Source organism: Pedobacter sp. Leaf250 (assembly GCF_920984735.1).
Classification (GTDB): domain Bacteria; phylum Bacteroidota; class Bacteroidia; order Sphingobacteriales; family Sphingobacteriaceae; genus Pedobacter.
Map to the genome: position 1 here is coordinate 15,521 of NZ_CAKLBU010000020.1, position 25,618 is coordinate 41,138.

Below are 25,618 nucleotides of genomic sequence, written 5' to 3' on the forward strand. Positions count from 1 at the left end.
ATGGATGTTACCCTTAAAACAATTTCAGGATTTTATTAATCAGCACCAGCTGTTTTTAAAGGGTAATAAGATTCTTTTAGCCGTTAGCGGAGGAAAAGATTCAGTATTAATGTTGCATTTGTTTAAAGCAATAGGCGTTAATATTGGTGTAGCGCATTGTAATTTCAACTTAAGAGGAGATGAAGCGCAACGCGACGAAAATTTCGTTAAAATGTTAGCCGCAAGTCTTGATCTTCCTTTTTACATAACGCATTTCGAAACGAAAAAATATGCAGCCGAAAATAAAATTTCTACTCAAATGGCTGCCCGAGATTTACGTTACAATTGGTTTGAAGAGATTAGGGTAAAAGAAGGATTTGATTACGTGGCATTGGCGCATCATCAAAATGATACCGTAGAAACCATGCTTATAAATTTAACTAGAGGTACAGGCATAAGCGGCATACATGGTATTTTATCTAATCGAGGAAATTTAATCAGGCCATTATTGTTTTTAAACCGCCAGGAAATTGATGAATTCATTGAAAATAATCATCTTGATTATATTGAAGATAGTTCCAACCAAAGCGCTAGTTACACACGGAATAAAATCAGGTTAAAAGTAATTCCTCATTTAAAAGAGATTAATCCAGATTTGGAAAAAACTTTTACCGAAAACGCAGCCCGTTTTGCTGAAGTAGAAACGTTTTTAAATGTTCAGGTGCAAAAATTATCTGCAAAAATTCTAAACAAAAAGGCAGATGGTATTTATATCCCATTGGATGAAATTTCAAGGCTGAATCCGCAAAAGCTGCTATTGTTTGAGTTACTTAAACCTTATGGATTTACTGAAAGTGTAATTCAGGAAATTATAAACCATTTAAAATCATTAAGTGGAACACATTTTTTTAGTGCTAATCATCAGGCAATTATCAATAGAGATTATTTGGTAATCGTGGATAAAAACAATGATGGAATTTCCAACCAGTTTATTCATCCATCAACTAAGAGTGTTTTTTTTGGTAAGGATGAATTTGCGCTATCTTTTTCTACAGAAATCAAATTTGAAGCCAATCAAAACAAAGCTTTTGTAAATGCCGATAAATTAATTTTTCCGTTGATTTTAAGAAATTGGCAAAATGGTGATAAATTTATACCATTAGGCATGCGGCAACCTAAAAAGGTAAGTGATTTTTTTATTGATGAAAAAGTTCCGCTACACCTAAAAGCCTCAACTGCAATTTTAATTAATGGTAATGGCGATATCATTTGGATTGCAGGTATGCGCCAGGATAATAGATATAAATTAACCACTGCAACAAAAAAAGTTGCTATATTCGAACTCAAAAAAAAATAAGTGGAAAGCAGATACGCCTACATCGAAAAACAATATATCGGTCGTGATTATGTTCGCATTTTCATCAGGCTAATTATGGCTGCATTCTGTTTTGCCGCCTATGTTTACGAACGCGATCGCGATAATACCCAGGATTTATTTCTTGTGGTTGGCTTTGGAATCATTGGTGTATCCATGTTATTGCTTTTTTTAATTCAGTATAAAATTGTGGTCGATAATGGCAGCATGATTTTAGATGGACTTTGGACTACAAAACGTGTAAAAATTGATTTAAATAGCATTGTAGAGGTGCGCAAAGCAACTTATAGCCGCTACTTTTTTAATAATCCAGTTTATAATCTGCACACCAAAGGAACCATTCGTTTTTATTCATCAGGTAAAGATGCAGTAGTTTTAACCGATCGTGACGGTTTAGAATATTTTATAGGTACGCAACGACCAAATGAACTCTTTCTTGTGATTAAGGAAGAAATGAGAAATTTGAAATAATCTATCCAGGCATTATTTTCGCATATTCATCATATTAAATTTTAAATAACTTTTTGTTTCGTTTAATGCTGTGAGGTCTACTTAGTTGCTGCAAATGCTTATCAAAACAAATAAAGGAAAGTTATCATCTAAAATCCAGTGTTTTATTGCAATATCCCGACATGCATTTCAGTTAAAAATGGGGTACATTTGTGTTAACAACAACACAATTATAAATGAAGATAGGAATTGTTTGCTACCCCACTTTTGGTGGTAGTGGAGTAGTTGCAACAGAGCTTGGTAAAGCACTAGCAAATGAGGGCCACCAAGTTCACTTTATTACTTATAGTCAGCCTGCTAGGCTCGATTTTTTCTCAGCAAACCTTTTTTATCACGAGGTTTCGGTAAGGGATTATCCTCTTTTTGATTATGCGCCTTACGAATCGGCATTGGCGAGCAAGTTGGTAGATGTTGTTCGTTTTGAGCAATTGGATGTGCTGCATGTTCATTATGCTATTCCACATGCATCGGCAGCATTTATGGCTAAGCAGATTTTGGCTAGCTATGGTATTCATATTCCTGTGGTAACTACATTGCATGGTACCGATATTACTTTGGTGGGTAAAGATCCTACTTACAAACCTGTGGTTACTTTCTCTATCAATCAAAGCGACGGTGTAACAACTGTTTCGCAAGATTTGAAAGACGATACATACAATCATTTTGAAATTACTAAAGACATTAAGGTAATTCCGAATTTTATCGATTTCAGTCGCTTTAGTTTGCAAGCAAAAGATCACTTTAAAAAGGCAATTGCACCAAATAATGAGCGTATATTAATTCATACCTCAAACTTTAGAAAAGTAAAGCGTACTGCTGATGTAATTCGAATCTTCGAAAAAGTACAGGCAGTTATTCCATCGAAACTCTTAATGGTTGGTGATGGACCTGAACGTTCTTACGATGAACAGCTTTGCCGGAGTTTAAATATTGGCGATCATGTGCGTTTCTTGGGCAAGCAAGATGCCGTAGAAGAAATTCTATCTGTTTCTGATTTATTCTTAATGCCTTCTGAATCTGAAAGTTTTGGGTTGGCAGCTCTAGAGGCTATGGCTTGTAAAGTGCCGGCGATTACATCAAATGCTGGCGGATTACCAGAATTAAATATCGATGATTATTGTGGTTACTTGTGCGATGTGGGGAACGTTGAAGATATGGCAAATAAAGCAATTACCATTTTAAGTAATGATGAAACGCTGAAATATTTCAAAGAAAATGCTTTCAAAAGAGCCCAAGATTTTGATTTGAAAAAAATCCTGCCATCATACATTGATTATTATAAAGAAGTGATCGAGAATTCCTTGCAAGTAAAATACTAATATTTGGTTTTCTACCGCTTAAACGCCTATATTTAGTGGTTTGGGCATATTATTGAGATAAAAAAATCATCGTTTCTGCAAAGTTGAACGTGATCAAACGTTTGACTTATCCATCAAAATTTTTTTAAAACGCAGCTGAAATTTGATGTATTTTAAAAAAATAAATGGTAGATCGATTTTTTTTCAAATAAATATGCCCCATATTTTTCGGATTGATCTTGTTGAAAAAACGAATCTTTAAATAACTTATGAGAACCAAATTTTTTATGCTGGCAATATTGCTTGGCATCACTGCTTCAGTTAATGCCCAATCAAAAAAGGCAACTGTAAAGCACACTTTCGCAATTGCTGATGGAAATTTCTTGTTGGATGATAAACCGATCCAAATTCATAGTGGCGAAATGCATTATGCCAGAATTCCGAAACCGTATTGGCGTCATCGTTTAAAGATGATGAAAGCGATGGGCTTAAATGCGGTAGCAACATATGTATTTTGGAACTATCATGAGACCGCCCCAGGGGTTTGGGATTTTAAATCTGGAAACAAAGACATTTCCGAATACATTAGAATTGCTGAAGAAGAAGGGCTTTTTGTAATTCTTCGCCCGGGGCCATACGTTTGTGCCGAATGGGAATTTGGCGGTTATCCCTGGTTTTTAACTCAGGTTCCCGGAATGGTTATCAGAGGTAATAATCCACAATACCTGGCGGCAACAAAAGCTTATTTCACAGCTTTATATAGTCAGGTTAAGTCACTTTTGGTAAGTAACGGCGGCCCAATTATAATGGTTCAGGGTGAAAATGAATTCGGTTCTTATGTTGCTCAACGTAAAGATATCAGCTTAGAAGATCATAAAAAGTATAGTGCTGCGGTATTTCAGCAATTAAAAGATGTTGGGTTTAATGTTCCATTTTTTACATCTGATGGTAGCTGGTTGTTTGAAGGTGGCGCTTTACCAGGTGCATTACCCACCGCAAACGGGGAGGATGATGTTACTAAACTAAAAGAAGTTGTGAACCAATTTAACGGAGGAAAAGGTCCGTATATGGTTGCGGAGTTTTATCCAGGTTGGTTGGATCATTGGGCAGAGCCTTTTCCAAAGGTTTCGTATAAAAGCATTGCTAAACAAACCCAGAAATATTTAGATGGCGGTGTTTCCTTTAATTATTACATGGTTCATGGAGGTACCAATTTCGGTTTTACATCAGGTGCTAATTATGATAACAAACACGATATTCAGCCAGATTTAACCAGCTATGATTATGATGCACCAATTAGCGAAGCAGGTTGGGCCACTAAAAAGTACGATACTTTGCGTTCAATGCTCAAAACTGCTTCAACTCCTGTAGTGCCAGCAAAAAATCCGGTTATTGCCATACCCGATATTGCATTTACAAAAGCGGTAGATTTAGAAGATATCAAAAGTAAAATCACACCAGTTAATGATGATAAACCTTTAACTTTTGAAGCGCTAAATCAAGGACATGGTTACGTTTGGTACAGTAAAAAGTTCAATCAACCCATTAGTGGTAAACTGGAATTGGCTGGGCTTCGCGATTATGCTATTGTTTATGTAAATGGAACGAAAGTGGCCGAATTAAATAGCTATTATAAAAAATATGATTGCGAAATAGATATTCCGTTCAATGCTACATTGGATATTGTTGTAGAGAACATGGGACGTATAAATTACGGCGCTAAAATTGTCAACAGTACAAAAGGAATCATCTCGCCTGTGATTATCAATGGGCAAACCATCACCGGAAATTGGGACATGTACAAGTTGCCAATGGATGTAGTTCCAAATGTTGCAACGGCGAAAAATACCGCAACTGCTGGCAAACCGGCAATATATCAAGGAGATTTTACACTTGCTAAAACTGGAGATACATTTTTAGATATGAGCAGTTTCGGTAAAGGTATTGTGTTTATTAATGGCATAAATATCGGCCGCTATTGGAGCGTTGGACCTCAGCAGACTTTATATGTGCCTGGCTGCTGGTTAAAGGTTGGCAAAAACGATATTGTTATTTTTGAGCAGAAAAACGATGTGATGCAGAAATCAGTAAAATCTTTAACCACACCAATTCTGGAAGATCTGAAGACTGAAAATGGGTTGACAAAATAAAAGTCTTCTTTTATTTAAGCCTTTAATAATTAGCAAGTTAACCGACTTACGAAGTTTTGATGGGAATGGGGTAAGGGAAAACTTCGTCAGTCTCGTTAAAGATATGGTTTGAAACTGGCGAAGTCTTGCTTCGCTCCAGGCCTTAGAGACTTCGGAAGTTAATCGACTTACAAAGTTTTGATGGGAATGGGGTAAGGGAAAACTTCGTCAGTCTTTTAAAATTTACTATTTGAAACTGGCGAAGTCTTGCTGCGCTTTAGGGAGGGCACTGAAAAAGTCCTTGTCTAAAATGTCTTATTAAATATCGAGAAAAAACGGCAGATAAGGACTCTTAGAATCGTCTAATTGCAAAATAAAACTCAAGCGACTTTTTCAACTGGTAGTTTTTCAGTGCCCTCGCTTTAGGCCTTGGAGACTTTGGAAGTTAACCGACTTCCAAAGTTTTAACTAAACTAAATCCTTCTAAATCATCATCGCATAATTAAATTAAACTTTCTCAAAATCAAATGATTATAAATTGTATCTTTGCGCCTTTGAAATCGTCCATCAATTATAAACATTACCGATTTCATTAAAACTAAAAAGAGGTTAGCACAAATGAAAAAAATAGTTGATTACAGAAAGCTTTTGAATGTAGATAAAGAGGCTGAATTAAAAGAACTTAAGTCGGTATATCGTACATTGATGAAAGATTGTCACCCAGATAAATTTCAGCAAGAGGAAGAGAAGTTGGATGCAGAAGCAAGAAGTAAACAAATTATAGAAGCTTACCACTTTTTGGTGAGCATTGCTCCAGAAACACGTGAGCAAAACATCGAAACATACACACAAACAATCACTTTATCCAACATTCAGGATTTTGAATACAAACAACAAGTATTAAATATTCAGTTTTATGATGGCAGTGCTTATGAATATTTTGATGTGCCTAAAGCAATTTATGTGAAATTGGTTAACGCCGATTCTCCGGGTCGTTTTGCCCGCAGACATATTTTTAGTGAATATCCTTATCGCAATGTGGCTAGAGTAGCCGAAACAGCATAAGATTAATAATATTATCGAAAAGACTTGCCAACGGCAGGTCTTTTTTGGTACATAGCAAATTTAGAGTTGACCGTTATTGAGAGGATCAAAGCAAATCTCATTCGTAATTGATGCTTCGAGCCTTGCAATAACGAATGATCTTCAGCGCTCAGCAAGAACTTAATTATTCAACATCGGTTTAAAACGGTTATCCTTGTTGCGTAAATCCAAACCGCCCTCAAGCACAGATTTTAAATTAACTAAATAAAAGCTCCATCCCTGATGGCAACCTAATCGAATATTTCGCTTCGAGTTATCGTCGGTCGGAATATTCTTCTGTGTTAATTCTACGATGACATATTCAAATTCTTCTGTAAGCTTTATTTCGACTAAACAATTTCCTGCAAAAGTAAATTGATAAAAATCCTTCCCATTTGCTTCTGTAATTTTCCCGAGTTCAATATCATCATACAAATACCAGATCCATTTGTATTGGTCGCCTTTAAGTACAGACTGCCTTTTGCTCAACAGAACATTATTCTCATCATAAAATTCAGCATTGCTTAAAAACCACTTTTCAATTTCTTCTGCGTTGGTCCATGCCTTATAAATATCTTCCAACTTAGCATTGATTGCTATCTTTAAAGTGAAACTAGACCAATCGAAATTTACCATTATTAATTGAATACCAAACAAACCGGAGCGCCAACATCAATTCTTTTTCTGCTATCTGTAAGTTTACCCGAAGTTTTGTTTCTGTTGAAGATTACAATGTCATTCGTGTATTGATGACCCACCAATAAATATTTCCCGCTTGGATCAATGGTAAAGTTTCTTGGCCCTTTGCCTAAAGTACTTACGGTTTCAATAAATTTTAGTTTTCCTGTCGGAAGAATTGAAAATGTTGAAATGCTATTGGCATCGCCACGGTTGGTTTCGTAAAGGAATTTGCCATCAGCAGAAACATGAATATCTGCAGCATCAATTTTTCCACTAAAATCTTTGGCAGTGGTTCCAATTTCCTGAATTTTAGTTAAGCTGCCATTAGAATAACTGAATGTAGTAATGCTTCCATTAAACTCATGCACTAAGTAGGCAAACTTGCCATTCGGACTAAAAGTAATGTGCCTTGGGCCGGTTCCTGCATTGGTTTTTAAAACTTTTTTGGTGGTTAAAGTTTTGTCTTTTCCTGAAGGATTGTAGTTATAGATATAGACCTGGTCTTCTCCTAGATCATTAACGATTAAATATTTATGATCTGGTGTAAATTTCACCATGTGTACATGAGCACTTTCTTGCCTGCCTTTCGGATCAATGCTTTTTCCCGTATGTTTAATCACCTGAACAGCTTCACTTAACGATCCATCAGCATTACGAGAAAAAACGGCTAAACTTCCACCTGAATAGTTCGCTACAATTACATTTTTTTCATCAGCGGTAATGTAACAAGGATCGTTGCCATGGCTATCTACTTTGTTTAAAAAGATTAATGCACCAGTTTTTGAATCGTACTTAAATGAACTCACTGAGCTGGTGTTTCCCGTTTCATTTACTGCATAAACGAATTTTTTGTCGGGAGATATGGTCAGATAACTCGGATTAGCCGTTCCTTTGGCAATCTGCTTTAGGCTCGATTCTGCGCTCGTAGTATTAAAATTGTAAGTATAAATCCCTTCACTTTTTCCGGGAGCTGTATAAGTTCCAATTAATAAGTTATAATTTGTTTTTTGCGCAAAGGCGATAGTAGATATTGCTGTCATTAATAGAATGGCGATGTTTCTTTTCATTGTGATGTTCATGTTTAAACAAATATGAGAAAAAATGTTTTGCTAGAGCACAATTTTGAGCTGTTAGATATTTCTATTCTAACAAAAAAGGCAATCTCACGATTGCCTTTAATATCATTTAATTAAATGTTTGATCTGAATTAACTCATGATCTTCAAGATATCTCCATCTTCCACGAGGTAAATCTTTTTTAGTTAAGTTGCCATAAACCACACGATCCAATTTATCTACGCTATAACCTAGGTGTTCGAAAATACGACGAACAATTCTGTTTTTACCGCTATGAATTTGAATACCGATTTCCTTTTTCGTTCCGCCAGCAACGTAAGAAATATTATCTGGTTTAATCAAACCATCTTCAAGCTCTAAACCAAAAGCAATTTTATTTAAATCACCTTGTGATAAAGCTTTATCCAATTCTACATTGTAAATTTTGGTGATACCATTTTTAGGGTGGGATAATTTATCAGCTAAATCGCCGTCGTTTGTCATTAACAATAAACCTGTTGTATTGCGATCTAAACGGCCTACCGGATAAATGCGTTCACGACTTGCCTTATCTACCAATTGCATTACAGTACGGCGCTCTTGTGGATCGTCAGTTGTAGTAATGTAATCTTTTGGTTTGTTTAATAATACGTAAACTTTTTTCTCACGTTTCAGTAACTCGCCATTGTAACGCACTAAATCCTTTGCCGGATCTACTTTGTGGCCTAGTTCTGTAACAGCTTCGCCATTTACGGTAACTACACCTGCCGCAATTAACTCATCAGCCTTACGGCGAGAGCAGATGCCAGCATTCGAAATATATCTGTTTAGGCGAATTAAGCCTTTGTCTTCATTTGTTTTGCGAGCAGGAGCGATAACTGTTCTTTCCGGACGATTGAACTCGGTATCTCTTGGCTGTGATTCTTCGCGTTTTCTAAACGGACGAGAATCGCCTTCTCTTGCTTCTCTCGGCTTTACATCTCTTGAGCTTCCAGCACTTGGTCTGAAACCATCAGATTTTCCTTTTGATTTAAAGTCTTTGTAGCCGCCTTCTCTTGGTTTGAAATCTCTTGATGCGCCGTCTTTTGATTTAAAATCACGTTCGCCTGTTCTTGGCTTGTAATCTCTTGCTCCACCTTCTCTCGGTTTAAAATCTCTCGAATCTCCATCCTTAGATTTGAAATCTCTATCTCCTGTTCTCGGTTTGTAATCTCTTGATCCACCATCTCTTGATTTAAAATCTCTATCTCCTGTTCTTGGTTTATAATCTCTTGATCCGCCTTCTCTTGGTTTAAAATCTCTATCGCCGGTTCTGGTGTTTCTTGGTCTTTGATCTTTATTCCTTGCTCCCTGCTCATTACCCGAATCTTTAGATTTGAATTCGCGATCGCCAAATTTGAAACTTTGAGGTTCTGCGTCGTTCGATTTAAAATCTCTTCCGCCTGATCTTGGTTTGAAATCTCTTTTGTCTCCGAAAGATTTTGATTTGAAATCTTTGTTATCTGAACTTCTGGGTCTGAAGTTATCTTTTGAATCGGATGATTTTTTGAATTTGTTGTCTCTGTCGTCTGATTTTCTTCTGTCAGATCCGGCATCATTACTTCTGCCTTCTGTTCTCCGGTTGCCCGATTTGGACTTGTCATCCCGACTGTTCCTGTTGTCTTTATTTATCATGATACGCTTTTAACCGCATCCTAAAATGCGGGCTGCAAATTTAGGAATAATTGATGAACATTACAATTGTTGAAGGGCGAAAATTTATATCAAAAAATAGCCTCTAAAATAGGAAAAATGCTTCGAAAATCAAAATTTAAAACCCACGTTTAAAGCACTTTAGAGCCTGTTTTTTAGTGATAAATTCGTAACTATTTGATAATGTGCTTATTATTTTTTAGCTTTGCCGACGTTTTTATATAAGTTCACCAAAAAAAGGAGGAAGATGTTAAAGAAACACAGCGTACCATTTGCGGTAGTGGCAACACTATTTCTTTTGGCAAAAGTGTTCACTTACCAAATGCCCTTAGTACCAAAAAGTCTTTTAAAAGAAGCAAATTTAAACACTACAATAGCAACAATTGATAGCGTAAAAGTAGAAGAGGTAGTTAAACCTCAATCTTTAATAGCCCAGTTAAATTTCGCGGATGAAACCTTGCCATTAGGCGATAAAAAGGTAGAGAGAAAAATGAAAAAAATTCTTGCCGCACACACTTTCAAGAACATGCAAACAAATGTTTTGCATCAAAAAGCAGCAAAGTGGTTTCCGGTAATCGAACCTATTCTGGCAGCTTATGGAATTCCTAACGATTTCAAGTATTTGGCATTGGTCGAATCTGGAACCGCAATGGGTGTTTCGCCAAAAGGTGCAGCAGGAATTTGGCAATTTATGCCGGGTACAGCTCGTACTTATGGCTTAAAGGTAAACAGCAATGTTGATGAACGTTATAATTTGCGTAAATCAACCATCGCAGCCTGCAAATACATTAAAGAAATGTATAGCGGTTTGGAAAGCTGGACTTTAGTTGCCGCTGCTTACAATGTAGGCGATGGTCGCTTGCGTAAGCAAATCAACAATCAAAATCAGGATAATTACTACAAAATGAAGTTAAACCGCGAAACCGGTGGCTACGTTTATAAAGTAATTTCAATGAAGCAGATTATGGAACATCCGAAACGCTACGGATATAAAAAAGAGCGTGTATTATTGGCTTATAACGGCGAATAATTTAATTAAGGTAAAAACAAAGCATTTGGTAAGGCGTCCCGAGAAATCGGGACGCTTTTTTTTGAAGGTGATTTCATAGATACAAGGTTTGCCTGTATCCTCAGCTTTTACATTATTTTATTTATGCCTTTGGCTCTGAGCTTCCGAATCTCGACTTAAAAACCAAACTCCCGACTCCGGTCTTCAAACTTTTTTCTTTTTCTTTGTACTATGTTCAAACTTCGCATCAATAAAATAATCAATCAGCCTGGCGATAACATCACTTTTCAATTTGAGGATGTTAATGGCAACTATCCCAATTATTTAGCTGGGCAGTTTATTTCATTGGTTTTTGAGGGAAAGAATAGAGAAGTGAGAAGATCCTATTCTTTTAATAGTTCGCCTGATGTTGATGAACCTTTAGCCATTACGGTTAAGCGGGTGGAAAATGGAGAAATTTCCAGGTTTTTACATCATAAAACTTCCCTTAATGATATTCTTTTTGCGCAAGAGCCACAAGGTTTGTTCAGTTATCTTCCAGATGAAAATTTAGAACGCGATCTTTTTCTTTTTGCTGCTGGCGTTGGCATTACACCGCTTTTCTCAATTTTAAAAACGGCATTGGTTCGCGAGAAAAATTCATTAATCACATTAGTGTATAGTAACCGATCAAAAGATGACGCTTTGTTTTACGATGAACTTACAGAATGGCAAGAGAAATATCCCAATAGGTTAAAGATTATTTGGGTTTTCAGTAATAGCAAAAACTTAATGACTGCCCGTTTAAACAAGTTTTATATTGAAAAGTTGCTCAAAGGGCATTTGCATTTCGAAAGAGCGAAGGCATTGTTTTACACTTGTGGTCCGATTATTTATATGGATTTGTGTAGGATTACTTTGCTTGGGATGGGATTCGATATTAAGCAAATAAAACGAGAAACATTTGTTTTGCCAGAAGATGAGGTGGATGAAGATGACGGATCAGAAAAGGTGGTAGATAAAAATACCTATTCTGTAATTTTAAATTTTCAAGGCAATATTTACAACCTTGATATTCCTTGGCCCAAGCGGATTTTAGATGTGGCGCTGGAAAATAAAATCAAACTTCCTTATAGTTGTCGAGGTGGTGTTTGCAGCACCTGCGTAGCCAATTGCACAAAAGGCAATGTTCGGATGGATTACAATGAGGTGCTTACCGATGATGAAATTGAACGGGGAAGGGTTTTGGTTTGTACGGGGCGGCCTACAGAAAACGGAACGACGATTGAGTGGTAGGTGTCTTTTGATTTTTATGGTAGTAGAAAAAATCTCCAACCGTTCCAGTATTGGTTGTAGTAATAGGAGAAATCTTGATATTTTACATTCTTGTTTAATCCTTTCGAAATGAGATAAGCATTAAATGCCGTTTCATTCTCAAAATTTTCAATGCGGCTCAATTTTAAGTCGAAAACAAAGTAGGCAGTCTTCCTGTCTTCCGGTAATCTATCTAAAGTGCCGTAAACAAAATCGTCAGTCACAACAAAGTCGCCAATGTTGAAAGTATTGCCTCTTTCACCTTCGATATATGCACTTGAATCAATTTGATACAACACATTATGATGCGCTATCGGAATTCTAGAGCTATCTCCAAGCCCATGATTTCCATAGTAGCTAAACATATAAACAAATAATATAAGGCAAATAATAGCCCATGTGGTAAACCACAACATGGTTTTATTTGTATTTGAAAAAAATTGATTTATGGTGTTGTTCTTCTCAAAAATCCATCTTATTGTTAAATATATCAATGTTGTATATATCGCACCTAAGATAGAGATTTTAAAAATCTCGAATATGAAATGAATTAATGCCACCTTATTAAGGGTTATTTTGATCGTTTGTATATTTTGCTAATCTACAAAACCAACTACCATCTGGCAACGTTTATTTGCTATGGTAAAGATGTTACTCTCGCTTTCTCTTATTTTATTTAGCTTTCAGTTATTCGCACAAGATTCCCTTGTTCTCAAAAGGGAATTTGCCAATAAGCAGTACGTAAATCTTTACAAAGAAAATTCAGATTTTGCATATACCTCTCCCATAGGAGAAACCGGTGCTCCATCTAAATATGTTATCAATGGACGCTTAACTACAACTTATATGTTGTTGGGCAGTTATAAATCGCCAATTGCATTTTCCATTATCCCCGATTTTACTGTTAGGGTTCGAGATGAAGTTTCTGCAGGAGTTCGTACGCCAAGTTATCGTTTGGGTTTTGCAGCCTATGCCCGCTTGAATAAAAATCCAGATCGCTACCAATATGCAGAGTTGGCCTTTACACACCATTCCAATGGGCAGGATCAGGATGCAATTAATTTAGATGGTACTATTAATACACTAACAGGAAATTTCAACGCCAATTATTTAACGGCATCATATCGTTTCGGCAATTTAACAGCAACAAGTATCGATGAAAGTTATTATTCTTTTAATCATCGATTAGGTTTACAATGGCATAAATTTTTTAGATATGAACCTGCCTTGGATTTGGGTTTTGGTTTTACAAGGATTTTGTACAATTTTTCATGGCGTAAATACGATCAAATTGAAAAAAAAGCCAGAAACAAACCGAATGTTAAAACCGAGAAAGAAACGTGGCGTTTAAATACAGAGGTTTCTTATGCGGTAAATAAAATACCAGCTAAAAATTTAATGAATCTCCAGAAGCGATTAAACGCTGAAATTAATTTTAATTATAGTTTTCCATTTATGAATAACGTGTTTTTGATGGCTGCGGTGGGTTATTACGGAGAAGATAATTACAACATATATTTTCAAGATCGTTATGGCTATTTGCGTTTTGGTTTATCATCTGGTTTCCTTAGAAATAGAAGCCGACATTATGACAATTAATCCTTAATACAGATTGGTTTAGACTTTCTTTTTGATAAAATTTTTAGCATTTTTGCGGATTGAAATTTGGTCTTCGTTAACCCCAAATTTCTACCCAACTTTTCAATAAAATATGAGCAATAAATCTATCGACCTCGGCGAGCAAAAAGATGTAGAAGTATACGGTGCGAGGGTACATAATTTAAAAAATATTGATGTAAGTTTTCCCCGGAACCAACTGGTTGTAATTACTGGTTTAAGTGGTAGCGGGAAATCTTCATTGGCATTCGATACCATTTATGCTGAAGGGCAGCGTCGCTATATGGAAACATTTAGTGCTTATAGCCGTCAGTTTATGGGTGGTATGGAGCGCCCTGATGTAGATAAGGTTTCGGGTTTGAGTCCGGTTATTGCCATTGAGCAAAAAACCACCAGTAAAAACCCACGCTCTACCGTAGGAACCATTACCGAGATTTACGATTTCATGCGCTTGCTTTATGCTCGTGTGGCCGATGCTTACTCATACAATACTGGTGAGAAGATGGAGCGCATGAGTGAAGACCAGATTTTGCAAAATATCTTCAATAAGTTCGATGGACTAGCCGTGAATATTCTGGCGCCTGTAGTAAAGGGTAGAAAAGGGCATTACCGCGAGCTTTTTGAGCAAATCCGTAAGCAAGGTTACGTCAAGGTTCGTGTAGATGGAGAGATAAAAGATATTACCGCCAAAATGCAGGTTGATCGTTATAAAATCCACGATATTGAAGTGGTTATTGATCGCTTGATTGTTGATGGAAAAGATAAAAAACGCCTGTTGGATTCTGTTCAGACCGCTATGAAAATGGGTAAGGGTGTGATCAAAATTAGTGATAAAGATAACAACGTTGCCCATTTCAGTAAGTTTTTAATGTGCCCAACCACGGGAATTTCTTATGATGAGCCTCAGCCAAACAGCTTTTCTTTCAACTCGCCTTATGGTGCTTGCGAACGTTGCGATGGTTTGGGCTATATTTTCGTGGTGGATAAGGAATCGGTGATGCCGAACCCTAAATTGAGTATTTTAAATGGTGGTTTAGCACCGCTTGGCGAATATCGTGATACCTGGATGTTTCAGGTATTGAAATCTCTGGCGAAAAAATATGCTTTTTCTCTATCAACGCCTATTGAAAAGTTGAGTGATGAAGTGATTAATATTATTTTGAATGGATCACCGGATTTAATCAAGGTTGAGGTAGAATACAACAAGTGGAACGTTCAGAACTACAACATCACTTTCGATGGCATTATCAAAATGCTGGAAGAGCAGAACGAAAAGCGTAGCGAATCAGCATCTGATGATATGGATGCTTTCCGCAAGCTAAAAACCTGTCCAGAGTGCCACGGCGCTCGTTTGAAAAAGGAAAGTTTAAATTTTAAAGTTGATGGGAAGAACATTTTTGATCTTGCCTCAATGGATATCAATAATCTTCATGCCTGGTTTGAGCATGTAGATGATCGCCTTTCTGATCGCCAGAACATCATTGCAAAAGAAATTTTGAAAGAAATAAACGCCCGGATTGGTTTCTTAACAGATGTGGGTTTAACTTATTTAACGTTAGATCGTACTGCCCGTACGCTTTCGGGCGGGGAGGCACAACGTATTCGTTTGGCAACGCAAATTGGTTCGCAGTTGATGAATGTGATGTACATTTTGGATGAGCCAAGTATTGGTTTGCACCAACGCGATAACGAGCGTTTGATTAATGCTTTAAAAAATCTGCGTGATTTAGGCAATACTGTTTTAGTTGTAGAGCACGATAAGGATATGATTATGGAGGCCGACTGGGTAATCGATGTTGGTCCTGGAGCTGGTATTCACGGTGGAACAGTTGTGGCTGAAGGAACTGCAAAAGATATTCTGAAATCAAAAACCTTAACCGCTGCCTATTTAAACGGCGATAAAAAAATTGAAACACCAAAAGTCCGCAGAAAAGGAAACGGTCATAAATTATCAATCACTAAAGCTACAGGGCATAATTTAAAGGAAGTATCTATTGATTTCCCATTGGGTAAATTTATTGCAGTAACAGGCGTTTCGGGTTCTGGTAAATCGAGTTTGATTACCGAGACCTTATATCCGATTTTAAATCACCACTTTTTCAGGGCTAAGAAAACACCACTTCCTTACGAGAAAATAACAGGATTAAAAGAGATAGATAAAGTAATCGAAATTGACCAGGCGCCAATCGGAAGAACGCCACGATCTAATCCATCAACTTATACTGGTGTTTTCTCTGATATCAGAAACTTGTTTGTTCAATTGCCCGAGGCGAAGATTCGCGGCTACAAACCAGGTCGTTTTTCTTTCAATGTAAAAGGAGGAAGGTGCGAAACCTGTCAAGGTGCTGGTTTGAAAGTAATCGAAATGAATTTCTTGCCAGATGTTCAGGTTCCTTGCGAGGAATGTGGCGGTAGAAGATATAATCGTGAGACTTTGGAAGTTCGTTTCCGTGGAAAATCAATCAGCGATGTGCTGGATATGAGTATTGAGGATGCTTGTGTTTTCTTCGAAAATATCCCGATCATTTACAGAAAAATCAAAACGCTTAAAGATGTTGGTTTAGGCTATATCACTTTAGGTCAATCTTCAGTTACTTTATCTGGTGGAGAGGCGCAACGTGTTAAGCTGGCAACCGAGCTTTCAAAAAAAGATACTGGTAAAACATTCTATATTTTAGATGAACCAACTACCGGATTGCACTTTGAGGATATCAATGTGTTATTGGGCGTATTACAGGAATTGGTTGATAAAGGAAACACTATTTTAGTAATCGAACATAATTTAGATGTGGTTAAAGTTGCCGATTGGGTTATCGATTTGGGCGAAGAAGGTGGAGCTGGAGGCGGAAGAATACTTTTCGAAGGAACGCCGGAAGGGTTGATTCAGAATCCCATTAGCTTAACCGGAAAGTTTTTGAAAAAAGAAATGGCTTTGGAATCCGCGGTCGGGAGTCAGGAGTCTGAAGTTAAGAAAACTAAACCAAGTAAAAAAGCTAAAGGTTAGACAATTGCCATTGCGAGGCACGAAGCAATCTTTATCGTAAAATAGATTGCTTCGTGCCTCGCAATGGCGATTTTGTTATATTCATTTTACATCAAACGTCTTAAATTATCAAAAATGATTTTTACCGATACACATACCCATTTATATTACGAGCAAGACGCCGAAAAGCAAGCACAATTGATGGAACGCTGTTTTGAAAACGATGTGAACAGGTTGTTTTTGCCCAATGTTGATGTAAAATCAATTGCTATGATTGATGATTTGGTGGCTAAATATCCAAAGAATTGTTTTGCTATGGCTGGACTCCATCCATGTGATGTGAAGGAGGATTATATTTCGATGCTTGATGAAATTTATGAAAGTATTGGCAGAAGGCAAATCTACGCCATCGGCGAAATAGGAATAGATTTATATTGGGATAAAACGACTTTGGCTATTCAGCAAGATGCTTTTCGGAAACAAATCGCTTGGGCAAAAGATTTAGGATTGCCGATCGTGATTCATTGTAGAGAGGCTTTCGATGAAGTATTTGATGTGTTGGAAAGCGAGCGTGATGAAAAACTTAGAGGCATATTTCATTGCTTTACCGGAAATTTGGCACAAGCCAAACAAGCAATCGACCTCAATTTTTATTTAGGAATTGGTGGCGTGGTAACTTATAAAAAAGCCGGATTAGATTTAGTTTTATCAGAAATTCCATTGGATAAGATTGTTCTTGAAACCGACTCGCCTTATTTGGCGCCTGTTCCTTTTCGTGGCAAACCTAACGAAAGCAGTTACATAATCTACATCGCTCAAAAGCTAGCTGATATCTATGGCCTATCGGTTGAGGAAGTTGCGGATGTAACTACAGCAAATTCAAAGAAAGTTCTCGGAGTGTAGGTGTCTTTTCGGTTTCCCGCTGATTACACGGATTCCGCAGATTTTTCTGCCTGATTCAGTCGTGTAAATTATTACAGCGATTATAAGCATGACTCACCTTGTCCTGTTGTATCATGCATTGGAATCAATATCTATCTGATAAATACTGATTAATTTATATTCGTTTCATTAACAGTTATAATTATTATTTCATTTATATTCCATAATATTGTGAACATGATAATTTAATAATCAAATTATGTTAAATATTTATCAATATTAAAATTACCTCTAATCATTTATAATTTTTTGCTTTCTTTGCGTAGAGCAACCCAAACAACCAAATGACCAAGATCCTTATAATTTATACTGGTGGCACCATCGGTATGGTTAACGACCCCAGTAACGGAATGTTAATACCTTTCGATTTCGAGCAAATAAAACAAAATGTTCCTGAATTAAGTCGTTTGGATTATCAGTTGGATGTGCATTCTTTTAATCCAGTTTTAGATTCATCAAACATGGATCCTGAAATATGGAAAACCTTAGCGGTGCTTATTCGCGATAATTATGATCAGTACGATGGTTTCGTTATTCTTCATGGCTCTGATACCATGGCTTTTACCGCCTCTGCATTAAGTTTTATGCTGGAAAATTTAAGTAAAGCAGTTGTTTTAACGGGTTCGCAATTACCCATAGGCGAAATTAGAACGGATGCAAAAGAGAATTTAATTACCGCTCTGGAAATTGCAGCCACTAAAGAAAATGGTAAATCCTTATTCCCTGAAGTTTGCATCTATTTCGATGCACAATTATTTAGGGGAAATCGTTCAATCAAATATAATAGTGAAAAGTTTGAAGCTTTCCGTTCGCCAAACTATCCGATTTTGGCCGAAGCCGGAGTGCATTTGCAGTTTCATACCAATTACATAATGAAAGCGCCAACAGGAGAATTGAAACTTCATACTAACTTCAATTCAAACATCGGAGTTTTAAAATTATATCCTGGCATTACACCACAGGCCGTTTCAGCTATAACAGATTCAAAAGTTGATGCCATCATTTTAGAGGCTTTTGGTTCGGGCAATACCACTACCGCCCAATGGTTTTTAGATAGTCTTCGCCAAGCCATATTAAATGGTAAAATCATTATTGATATATCGCAATGTAAAAAAGGTTCTGTACAATTGGGCAGATATGAAACAAGTCGCGAATTACTGAAAATGGGCATAATTAGTGGTTATGATCTTACTTTCGAAGCTGCAGTTACTAAATTGATGTACGTTTTAGGATTAGATTTGCCAATTGAAGAAAGTCGTAAGTTGATGGATGAGCCGCTCCGCGGTGAGTTGACAAAAGACTAAGCTTCAGGTTTAAATTATTATTGCTATTTTTTTTGAGGTTAATATTATTCCGGTTTAAAGTAAAACTTCTGCAATTATGAGCCTCATCATTTCGGGTTTTGTTATTTAGCCCTATTTTTGCTAGGGATGAGGATAAGTTAAGTCTCAAATCCTGATACTTTCTACACGATACTTAGAAAATGAAAATAGAACAAATTTATACCGGTTGTTTAGCGGAAGCTGCCTATTATATTGAAAGTAATGGAGAAGCAGCGATAATTGATCCATTAAGAGAAGTTGGAACTTATTTAAAGAAAGCCGAAAAGGCTGGAGCAACGATCAAATATATTTTTGAAACACATTTTCATGCCGATTTCGTTTCCGGTCATGTTGATTTAGCAGAAAAATCTGGGGCAAAAATCATCTACGGACCCACTGCAAAAACTGAATTTGAATCACATATCGCTAAAGATGGAGAACAATTTAAAATTGGTAATTTAACCATCACAGCTTTACACACGCCCGGGCATACTTTAGAATCTACCACATATTTACTAACTGATGAAAATGGAAAAGATTATTGTATTTTCAGTGGCGATACCCTTTTTATAGGCGATGTCGGTCGCCCGGATTTAGCGCAAAAGGGAAATTTAACAATGGATGATTTAGCAGGCATGCTTTACGATTCCTTAAATGAAAAAATTAAACCTTTGGCTGATGATGTGATTGTTTACCCGGCTCATGGTGCGGGTTCGGCTTGCGGCAAAAGTATGAGTAAGGAAACTTTTGATACTTTAGGTCACCAGAAAGAGGTTAATTATGCTTTAAAAGCTATATCTAAAGAACAATTTATTGCCGAGGTAACTGATGGAATTATGCCTCCGCCGCAATATTTTGCTAAAAATGCCGCCATGAATAAAGGTGGTGTAGATAGCATTGATGATGTTTATGAAAAGGGATTAAATGCCTTAACTCCACAGGCGTTTGAAAATACAGCCAACCAAACAGGGGCAATATTGCTTGATACACGCGACCCACAGCTTTTTGCAAAAGGCTTTATTCCGAATTCCATCAACATTGGTTTGAATGGCCAGTTTGCGCCTTGGGTGGGTGCGCTCATTACCGATTTACAACAGCCAATTTTATTAATTACTGATGAAGGTAAAGAACAGGAAAGCATTACCAGATTAACCCGTGTAGGCTACGACCGCACTATAGGTTATTTAGATGGAGGTTTTGAAAGGTGGACGGATTCAGGAAAAGAGATTGATACCATTGAATCCATTTCTGCTGATGTTTTTGAACAAGCCGCACAGGAAAATGAAATAACTGCATTGGATGTTCGCAAACCAGGCGAATATGAATCAGAACATTTAGAATTTACCCTCAGCAGACCATTAGATTTTATTGATGATTGGATGGGAGAGATTGACCCCAAATCGACATATTATATTCACTGTGCGGGTGGTTATAGATCAATGATTGCTGCATCAATATTAAAATCAAGAGGCGTAGAAAATGTAATTGATATTGCTGGTGGTTATGGTGCGATTAAAAATACAGGTTTAAAGAGAACCGACTTTGCTTGCCCAAGTAAGGCGATGAAGGTCTAGTTTAAAATAGAAATAGAAAATGGGGAATAGAAAATAGAAAGCGCATATAGGAATGAATATATTTCATTTAATGCGGCTGATTAGAACATCAGGTCTATCACCTATTCTTTAATTTCTATCTTCTAATCTCAAATCCGCAATTTCCATATAATACAAACTTATTCTATTTCCAATTCCCCAATCTCTATTATCATTTAAAGATAAAAAATTGACAAAATCCCATCACTACGATATCATCATCATTGGCGCCGGTCCTATTGGTATGGCTTGCGCTATTGAGGCACAAAAGGCTAATCTAACATATCTCATTATAGAAAAGGGAGCATTGGTTAACAGTTTGTTTAATTACCCGGTTTTCATGACATTTTTCTCCACTTCGCAAAAGTTGGAGATTGGAGGTGTGCCGTTTGTAACAATTAATCCGAAACCGAATAGAAATGAAGCGGTAGAATATTATCGTAGAGTGGCTGAGAAATTCAATTTAAATATCAATCTATTTGAAAGCGTTGTAAAAGTGAATAAAAATGGATCTGATATTTTTGAAGTTGAAACCTCAAAATCAAATTATACAGCAAGCAATATTGTAGTAGCTACTGGTTTTTATGATGTTCCTTTATTAATGAATATTCCGGGAGAAGATTTGCCTAAAGTAACACATTACTACAAAGACCCACATTTATATGCCTTTCAACATGTTTTAGTTGTTGGGGCAAATAATTCTGGAGTAGATGCTGCCTTGGAAACATATCGCAAAAGTGCCAATGTAACCATGGTGATTCGAAGCGGCGAACTTGGTCCGCATGTAAAATATTGGGTGAGGCCTGATATTGAAAATCGGATTAAAGAAGGTGCAATTGCCGCACATTTTAATTCTGAATTAGTTGAGATTCGGGAAAATGAAGTTGATATTAAAACGCCCGAGGGAATTAAAACCGTTCCAAATGATTTCGTAATTGCGATGACGGGTTATCAGCCTGATTTTTCGATGTTGCGAAAATTTGGAATTGACTTGCCAGAAAGTTTATGCCCGGTTTATAATGAAGAAACCATGGAAACAAATGTTAAAGGCTTGTATCTGGCTGGTGTAGTTTGCGGTGGATTAGATACGCATAAGCTTTTTATCGAAAACTCAAGGGTGCATGCGGAGATGATTGTGAGGAATATAGCTAAATTTTAAAGGTGTCAATTGTTGAGGTTTAAGGAAGATTGTTAGTGCTGTGCTAAGGATGAAAGTTTCGTTAATAATAGGGATCAATAACAATCTTCTTAGTAAGTGAAGTTAGGTAAGTGATGCAACAATTTTTTTGATGATTGCTAACGCTTCTAAATTGTTTTTATAACATTCGTCCAAACATCCTTGTAGCGTACTAGCGCAAACGTCCCTATCCTTACCTGCATTAACACAGTCGCGATAATTTCCTCGGCATGTTTCCTTGCATACCTCAAGATTTTCTGGGCCTACCTTCGACAGTTCTTCAAATAATAGCTCTGTTTCTTTCGAAAATTCAAATTTTTCCATAATTTTTTTATTTCGAAAATAATGAAAAAATGTAATAACTTCTTATTCTTTTTGATATAACTTATTGTCTTTTAAAGCCTTATCAATTATCAATTATTTTTGGAGTAGCGGGTATAAAATTATTGTCAATCACCTTTACCTTTAAAACATTGCTGATAAAATTATTAATTGCTGTTTCTACGCTAGGTAAATCCTTGGAAGTAATGTAAGAACCCAAAACATGGTTTCCAGCATTTGGGAAAGCGATTTTTCTTTTTAAATTTTCCGGTGTTCCTAATTCATTAAACATTTTCAACATGGCATCTACCCGAACAACAGGATCCTGCTCGAGCGTATTTTTGTAGTAGTATAGCATCAAAACCGGTTGTTTCACCTTTTTGAAAGTACTTTCTAACATTGTACTTTCTATAAATTCCTGAAGTTCTACCAATGATTCTATTCTATAATTGGTATACCAATATTTTTTGTATTCTTCTGTTCTGCCGTCAACCCTGCGTTCATCGCTACCAACTACTTTTCTAGCGATTTGTAATCCCCATGGATTATTAAGCAACCAGGCATTTTTATCATTAATGGCTACATTGGGCGAGAGCAGAATTAAGCTGTAAATTTCTGGGTAGGTTGCAGCCAATTTCAAAGCTACGGTTCCGCCGGTTGAGGTGCCCACTAGAATAACCTTCTTACCCAGTTTTTTGCCGATGGCATAAGCCTGTTTGCTGCTTTCCCATAATCTATCGGCTGTAAAATGTTGCATAGGTGCAATGGTATCCACACCATGATCGGCCAGGCGGGCCAAATATAAATTTGCCTTTAAAGTTTTTGCTAAATTGATGTGAATGGGATTTCCCTCTGTCTTCGATGCAGAAAAACCATGTAGATAAACTACTGCATACTCGGTTTGCTGGTGCATTGTATTGGCCCAAACAATTTCGGCTTCGTTACCGGGTTTGATTTTGTTAAGCTGCTCGATTGTTTGTACGTAATGATCAAGGTCATGTAAATCAGGCAGTTTGGCAAGTTCTGTATTGTAAAGCGGTCTTTTAGGCTTTGGCCCCAATAAATAACCCGCAACAAGTAACACCGAAATTCCTATTAAAACTTTGTAACGCTTTTTCATTTTAAATTAACCGTGATTAAATGTAAACTTTTGGATGAAACAAAAAAAAATTTTCTATTATGGTTTTTACATTGTGAGGGGTTTTGTTTGCAGCAATTGTTGTTATCTAAACCTGATCGAAGCGGGCATACCGAGGCACAATCTATCAACAGGCAAGAAATAACAGCGGTATAAAGCGTAGAGCAGGACTGAAGATGTAGATGATTACTTCCATTCGTTTTCAAAACCCTAATAATGACATTATCCATTACCTTTTTATGGGAAATTAACTTAAGTTTGCAATCAAAATTTTTCGACTTAATGCCGGGAATCGATCAGATAAAAAAACCTATAGCAGCCGATATTAAAGCGTTTGAAAAAACCTTTAAAGAATCTATGCATAGCGATGCGCCGTTGTTAGATAGGATTACCCACTATATTGTAAAGCAAAAAGGTAAACAAATGCGGCCAATGTTCGTGTTTTTTGCAGCGAAATTGTGCGGTGGAATTACCGATTCTACCCATCGCGGTGCAGCCTTGGTAGAGTTGTTGCATACTGCCACATTAGTGCATGATGACGTGGTGGATAATGCTTACGAACGCCGGGGATTTTTCTCGATTAATGCTTTGTGGAAGAATAAAATAGCTGTTTTGGTTGGTGATTATTTATTGGCTAAAGGGTTGTTGCTTTCGGTAAACAATAACGAACATAAATTGTTACAGATAGTGTCTGAAGCAGTGAAACAGATGAGTGAGGGAGAGTTGTTGCAGGTAGAAAAGGTGCGAAAAATGGATATTTCGGAGGAATTATATTTTGATGTAATTCGCCAGAAAACCGCCTCTTTGATTGCCTCATGTTGTGCTGCGGGTGCAGCATCGGCAGGAGCAGATGATGAAACGATAGAAAAAATGCGTTTGTTCGGAGAGAAAGTGGGTATTGCCTTTCAGATTAAAGATGATACTTTCGACTTTGGGACAGATGATGTTGGCAAACCTTTAGGCATTGATATTAAGGAAAAGAAAGTAACCTTGCCATTGATTTATGCTTTAAACAAAGCCGAGAAATCTGAGCGGAAAAAGGTCATTAACCTGGTAAAAAACCACCAGGATGATCCGGTTAAAATTCAGCAGATTATTGATTTTGTGAATGCACAGGAGGGCGTTTATTATGCCAACCAGAAAATGCTGGAATACCAGAATGCAGCATTCGATATTTTACATCAGTTTGAAGCCGGAGAGGCCAGAATTGGTCTTGAACAATTAGTACTTTACACTACCGAACGTAAAAAATAATGAGCAGCGAATTACTCTTCAGTTTAGGTTTCCTATTATTTATTGTACTTGTATTGGCCTTAGATTTAGGCCTTTTTAGTAAAAAAGACCATGTTATCAGCCTAAAGCAAGCTGGTATTATGAGTGTGATCATGATCGGACTTGCACTCGGTTTTTATTTCCTGTTACTTACCGAAGGGCACCAGCTTCATGGAATAAGAGATTTTGCACATCTAAAAGAAATTGTTGCCAGTCACCAGCATCATATCACCTTAAACCCAAATGATTTCGAAGCCAGTTTGTCTATGTACAGGCAAAATTTAGGATTGGAGTTTTTAACGGGTTATGTAATAGAATACGCCTTATCAGTTGATAATATCTTTGTCATCGTACTTATCTTCTCTGCTTTTGCAGTAGAAGAAAAGTATTATCATCGCGTATTGTTTTGGGGTATTTTGGGTGCCATCATTATGCGTTTCATATTCATTTTTGTGGGTGCTGCACTAATTGCAAAGTTTGCGTGGATATTGTATGTGTTTGGCGCATTCCTGGTTTTTACCGGGATAAAAATGTTTTTCAGTAAGGAGGAAGAGAAAATCGATCCGGAAAATCATCCTGTGGTGAAATGGGCTTCAAAAATATTCTCGATCCATCCAAAATATGAAGGCAAAAACTTTTTCGTAAAAATTAATCATAAAAGGTATGTTACGCCTTTGTTTCTGGTTTTATTAATAGTAGAATTTACCGATTTGCTTTTTGCTGTCGATTCAATTCCCGCCATTTTCGCGGTAACGAAAGATCCTTATATCGTATTCTTCTCCAATATTTTTGCCATTATGGGCTTACGTTCCATGTTCTTTTTACTGGTAAATATTATCCATAAATTCCATTATTTAAAAACGGGTTTGGCTGTGTTGTTAGCCTTTATTGGGGTGAAAATGTTGGGGCATAACTACCTTGAAAAAATTGGTTTCACTACCGAGCATTCGCTGATTGTGATCTTGAGTATTTTAGTAATTAGTATTGTGGCTTCACTGGTTTTCCCGAAAAAAGTGGCACATCAATAAGGGTTTCAAAACATTTAATGTTTACCTAAGCTCATGGTCTTATTTTTCTTAAACGCCTCAGATGGTTAATTTTTTTACCATTTAAGGCGTTTAAGGTTCAATTAAGCTTATAGATTTATATT

At 36.8% G+C, this 25,618-nt stretch carries 21 protein-coding genes; 15 read left to right on the forward strand and 6 right to left on the reverse strand.

The genetic code is table 11. The features are described 5' to 3' along the window. Positions 1 to 4: 4 nt before the first annotated feature. The 5 genes from tilS to LUA91_RS16560 all read left to right on the forward strand — a co-directional run bounded on the left by tilS (position 5) and on the right by LUA91_RS16560 (position 6,356). Positions 5 to 1,336 carry a tRNA lysidine(34) synthetase TilS gene (gene tilS, locus LUA91_RS16540; protein WP_231427230.1) on the forward strand — a complete coding sequence of 444 codons (1,332 nt, stop codon included), beginning with the start codon at positions 5 to 7 and terminating at the stop codon, positions 1,334 to 1,336. Then, entirely contained in the window at positions 1,337 to 1,825 is a 489-nt protein-coding gene (locus tag LUA91_RS16545; protein WP_231427231.1) for a hypothetical protein, read from the forward strand. Positions 1,826 to 2,040: 215 nt separating this feature from the next. After that, positions 2,041 to 3,183, forward strand: coding sequence for an N-acetyl-alpha-D-glucosaminyl L-malate synthase BshA (bshA, locus tag LUA91_RS16550; protein WP_231427232.1), 1,143 nt, complete (start codon positions 2,041 to 2,043; stop codon positions 3,181 to 3,183). Positions 3,184 to 3,431: 248 nt separating this feature from the next. Beyond that, positions 3,432 to 5,312, forward strand: coding sequence for a beta-galactosidase family protein (locus LUA91_RS16555; RefSeq protein WP_231427233.1), 1,881 nt, complete (start codon positions 3,432 to 3,434; stop codon positions 5,310 to 5,312). A gap of 597 nt (positions 5,313 to 5,909) precedes the next feature. Continuing rightward, the gene (locus LUA91_RS16560; RefSeq protein ID WP_231427234.1) at positions 5,910 to 6,356 is read left to right on the forward strand and encodes a KTSC domain-containing protein; all 447 of its coding nucleotides are present in this window, start codon (positions 5,910 to 5,912) and stop codon (positions 6,354 to 6,356) included. 159 nt (positions 6,357 to 6,515) lie between these two features. Here LUA91_RS16560 and LUA91_RS16565 read toward each other — a convergent pair whose 3' ends face one another. The 3 genes from LUA91_RS16565 to LUA91_RS16575 form a co-directional block, all read right to left on the reverse strand. Continuing rightward, positions 6,516 to 7,010, reverse strand: coding sequence for an SRPBCC domain-containing protein (locus LUA91_RS16565; protein WP_231427235.1), 495 nt, complete (start codon positions 7,008 to 7,010; stop codon positions 6,516 to 6,518). Between the two features lie 2 nt (positions 7,011 to 7,012). After that, complete coding sequence (locus LUA91_RS16570; RefSeq protein WP_231427236.1) at positions 7,013 to 8,122, reverse strand: lactonase family protein; 1,110 nt, start codon at positions 8,120 to 8,122, stop codon at positions 7,013 to 7,015. Between the two features lie 114 nt (positions 8,123 to 8,236). Further along, a complete protein-coding gene (locus LUA91_RS16575; protein WP_231427237.1) occupies positions 8,237 to 9,784 on the reverse strand; it encodes a pseudouridine synthase in 1,548 nt (515 codons plus the stop codon). A gap of 265 nt (positions 9,785 to 10,049) precedes the next feature. On the opposite strand from LUA91_RS16575, the gene LUA91_RS16580 reads away from it, so the two are divergent. Next, complete coding sequence (locus LUA91_RS16580) at positions 10,050 to 10,832, forward strand: lytic transglycosylase domain-containing protein (RefSeq protein ID WP_231427238.1); 783 nt, start codon at positions 10,050 to 10,052, stop codon at positions 10,830 to 10,832. A gap of 210 nt (positions 10,833 to 11,042) precedes the next feature. After that, on the forward strand, positions 11,043 to 12,086 hold the full coding sequence (locus LUA91_RS16585; protein WP_231427239.1) for a ferredoxin--NADP reductase: 1,044 nt from the start codon (positions 11,043 to 11,045) through the stop codon (positions 12,084 to 12,086). Between the two features lie 14 nt (positions 12,087 to 12,100). Here LUA91_RS16585 and LUA91_RS16590 read toward each other — a convergent pair whose 3' ends face one another. Then, a complete protein-coding gene (locus LUA91_RS16590; protein WP_231427240.1) occupies positions 12,101 to 12,469 on the reverse strand; it encodes a hypothetical protein in 369 nt (122 codons plus the stop codon). Positions 12,470 to 12,752: 283 nt separating this feature from the next. Here LUA91_RS16590 and LUA91_RS16595 point away from each other — a divergent pair, with 283 nt between their 5' ends. The 6 genes from LUA91_RS16595 (at position 12,753) to LUA91_RS16620 (ending at position 21,719) form a co-directional block, all read left to right on the forward strand. Next, positions 12,753 to 13,703: a hypothetical protein gene (locus tag LUA91_RS16595; RefSeq protein ID WP_231427241.1), complete on the forward strand. Its 951-nt coding sequence runs from the start codon at positions 12,753 to 12,755 to the stop codon at positions 13,701 to 13,703. Positions 13,704 to 13,815: 112 nt separating this feature from the next. Continuing rightward, a complete protein-coding gene (gene uvrA, locus LUA91_RS16600) occupies positions 13,816 to 16,725 on the forward strand; it encodes an excinuclease ABC subunit UvrA (RefSeq protein WP_231427242.1) in 2,910 nt (969 codons plus the stop codon). Between the two features lie 114 nt (positions 16,726 to 16,839). Further along, positions 16,840 to 17,607, forward strand: coding sequence for a TatD family hydrolase (locus LUA91_RS16605; protein WP_231427243.1), 768 nt, complete (start codon positions 16,840 to 16,842; stop codon positions 17,605 to 17,607). 323 nt (positions 17,608 to 17,930) lie between these two features. Continuing rightward, positions 17,931 to 18,950: an asparaginase gene (locus LUA91_RS16610; protein WP_231427244.1), complete on the forward strand. Its 1,020-nt coding sequence runs from the start codon at positions 17,931 to 17,933 to the stop codon at positions 18,948 to 18,950. 179 nt (positions 18,951 to 19,129) lie between these two features. Then, on the forward strand, positions 19,130 to 20,542 hold the full coding sequence (locus LUA91_RS16615; protein WP_231427245.1) for a rhodanese-like domain-containing protein: 1,413 nt from the start codon (positions 19,130 to 19,132) through the stop codon (positions 20,540 to 20,542). A 208-nt stretch (positions 20,543 to 20,750) separates the two neighbouring features. After that, positions 20,751 to 21,719, forward strand: a complete 969-nt coding sequence (locus tag LUA91_RS16620) for a YpdA family putative bacillithiol disulfide reductase (protein WP_231427246.1) — start codon at positions 20,751 to 20,753, stop codon at positions 21,717 to 21,719. Positions 21,720 to 21,821: 102 nt separating this feature from the next. Here the strand turns inward: LUA91_RS16620 and LUA91_RS16625 are convergent, their stop codons facing one another. Both LUA91_RS16625 and LUA91_RS16630 read right to left on the reverse strand, forming a co-directional pair. After that, positions 21,822 to 22,061, reverse strand: a complete 240-nt coding sequence (locus LUA91_RS16625; RefSeq protein ID WP_231427247.1) for a hypothetical protein — start codon at positions 22,059 to 22,061, stop codon at positions 21,822 to 21,824. Between the two features lie 82 nt (positions 22,062 to 22,143). After that, the gene (locus tag LUA91_RS16630; protein ID WP_231427248.1) at positions 22,144 to 23,178 is read right to left on the reverse strand and encodes a carboxylesterase; all 1,035 of its coding nucleotides are present in this window, start codon (positions 23,176 to 23,178) and stop codon (positions 22,144 to 22,146) included. Positions 23,179 to 23,478: 300 nt separating this feature from the next. Between LUA91_RS16630 and LUA91_RS16635 the strand changes: the two genes are divergently transcribed. Next, complete coding sequence (locus LUA91_RS16635) at positions 23,479 to 24,450, forward strand: polyprenyl synthetase family protein (protein ID WP_231427288.1); 972 nt, start codon at positions 23,479 to 23,481, stop codon at positions 24,448 to 24,450. After that, positions 24,450 to 25,496: a TerC family protein gene (locus LUA91_RS16640; RefSeq protein WP_231427249.1), complete on the forward strand. Its 1,047-nt coding sequence runs from the start codon at positions 24,450 to 24,452 to the stop codon at positions 25,494 to 25,496. The genes LUA91_RS16635 and LUA91_RS16640 overlap by 1 nt, the downstream gene beginning before the upstream one ends. Positions 25,497 to 25,618 lie beyond the last annotated feature (122 nt).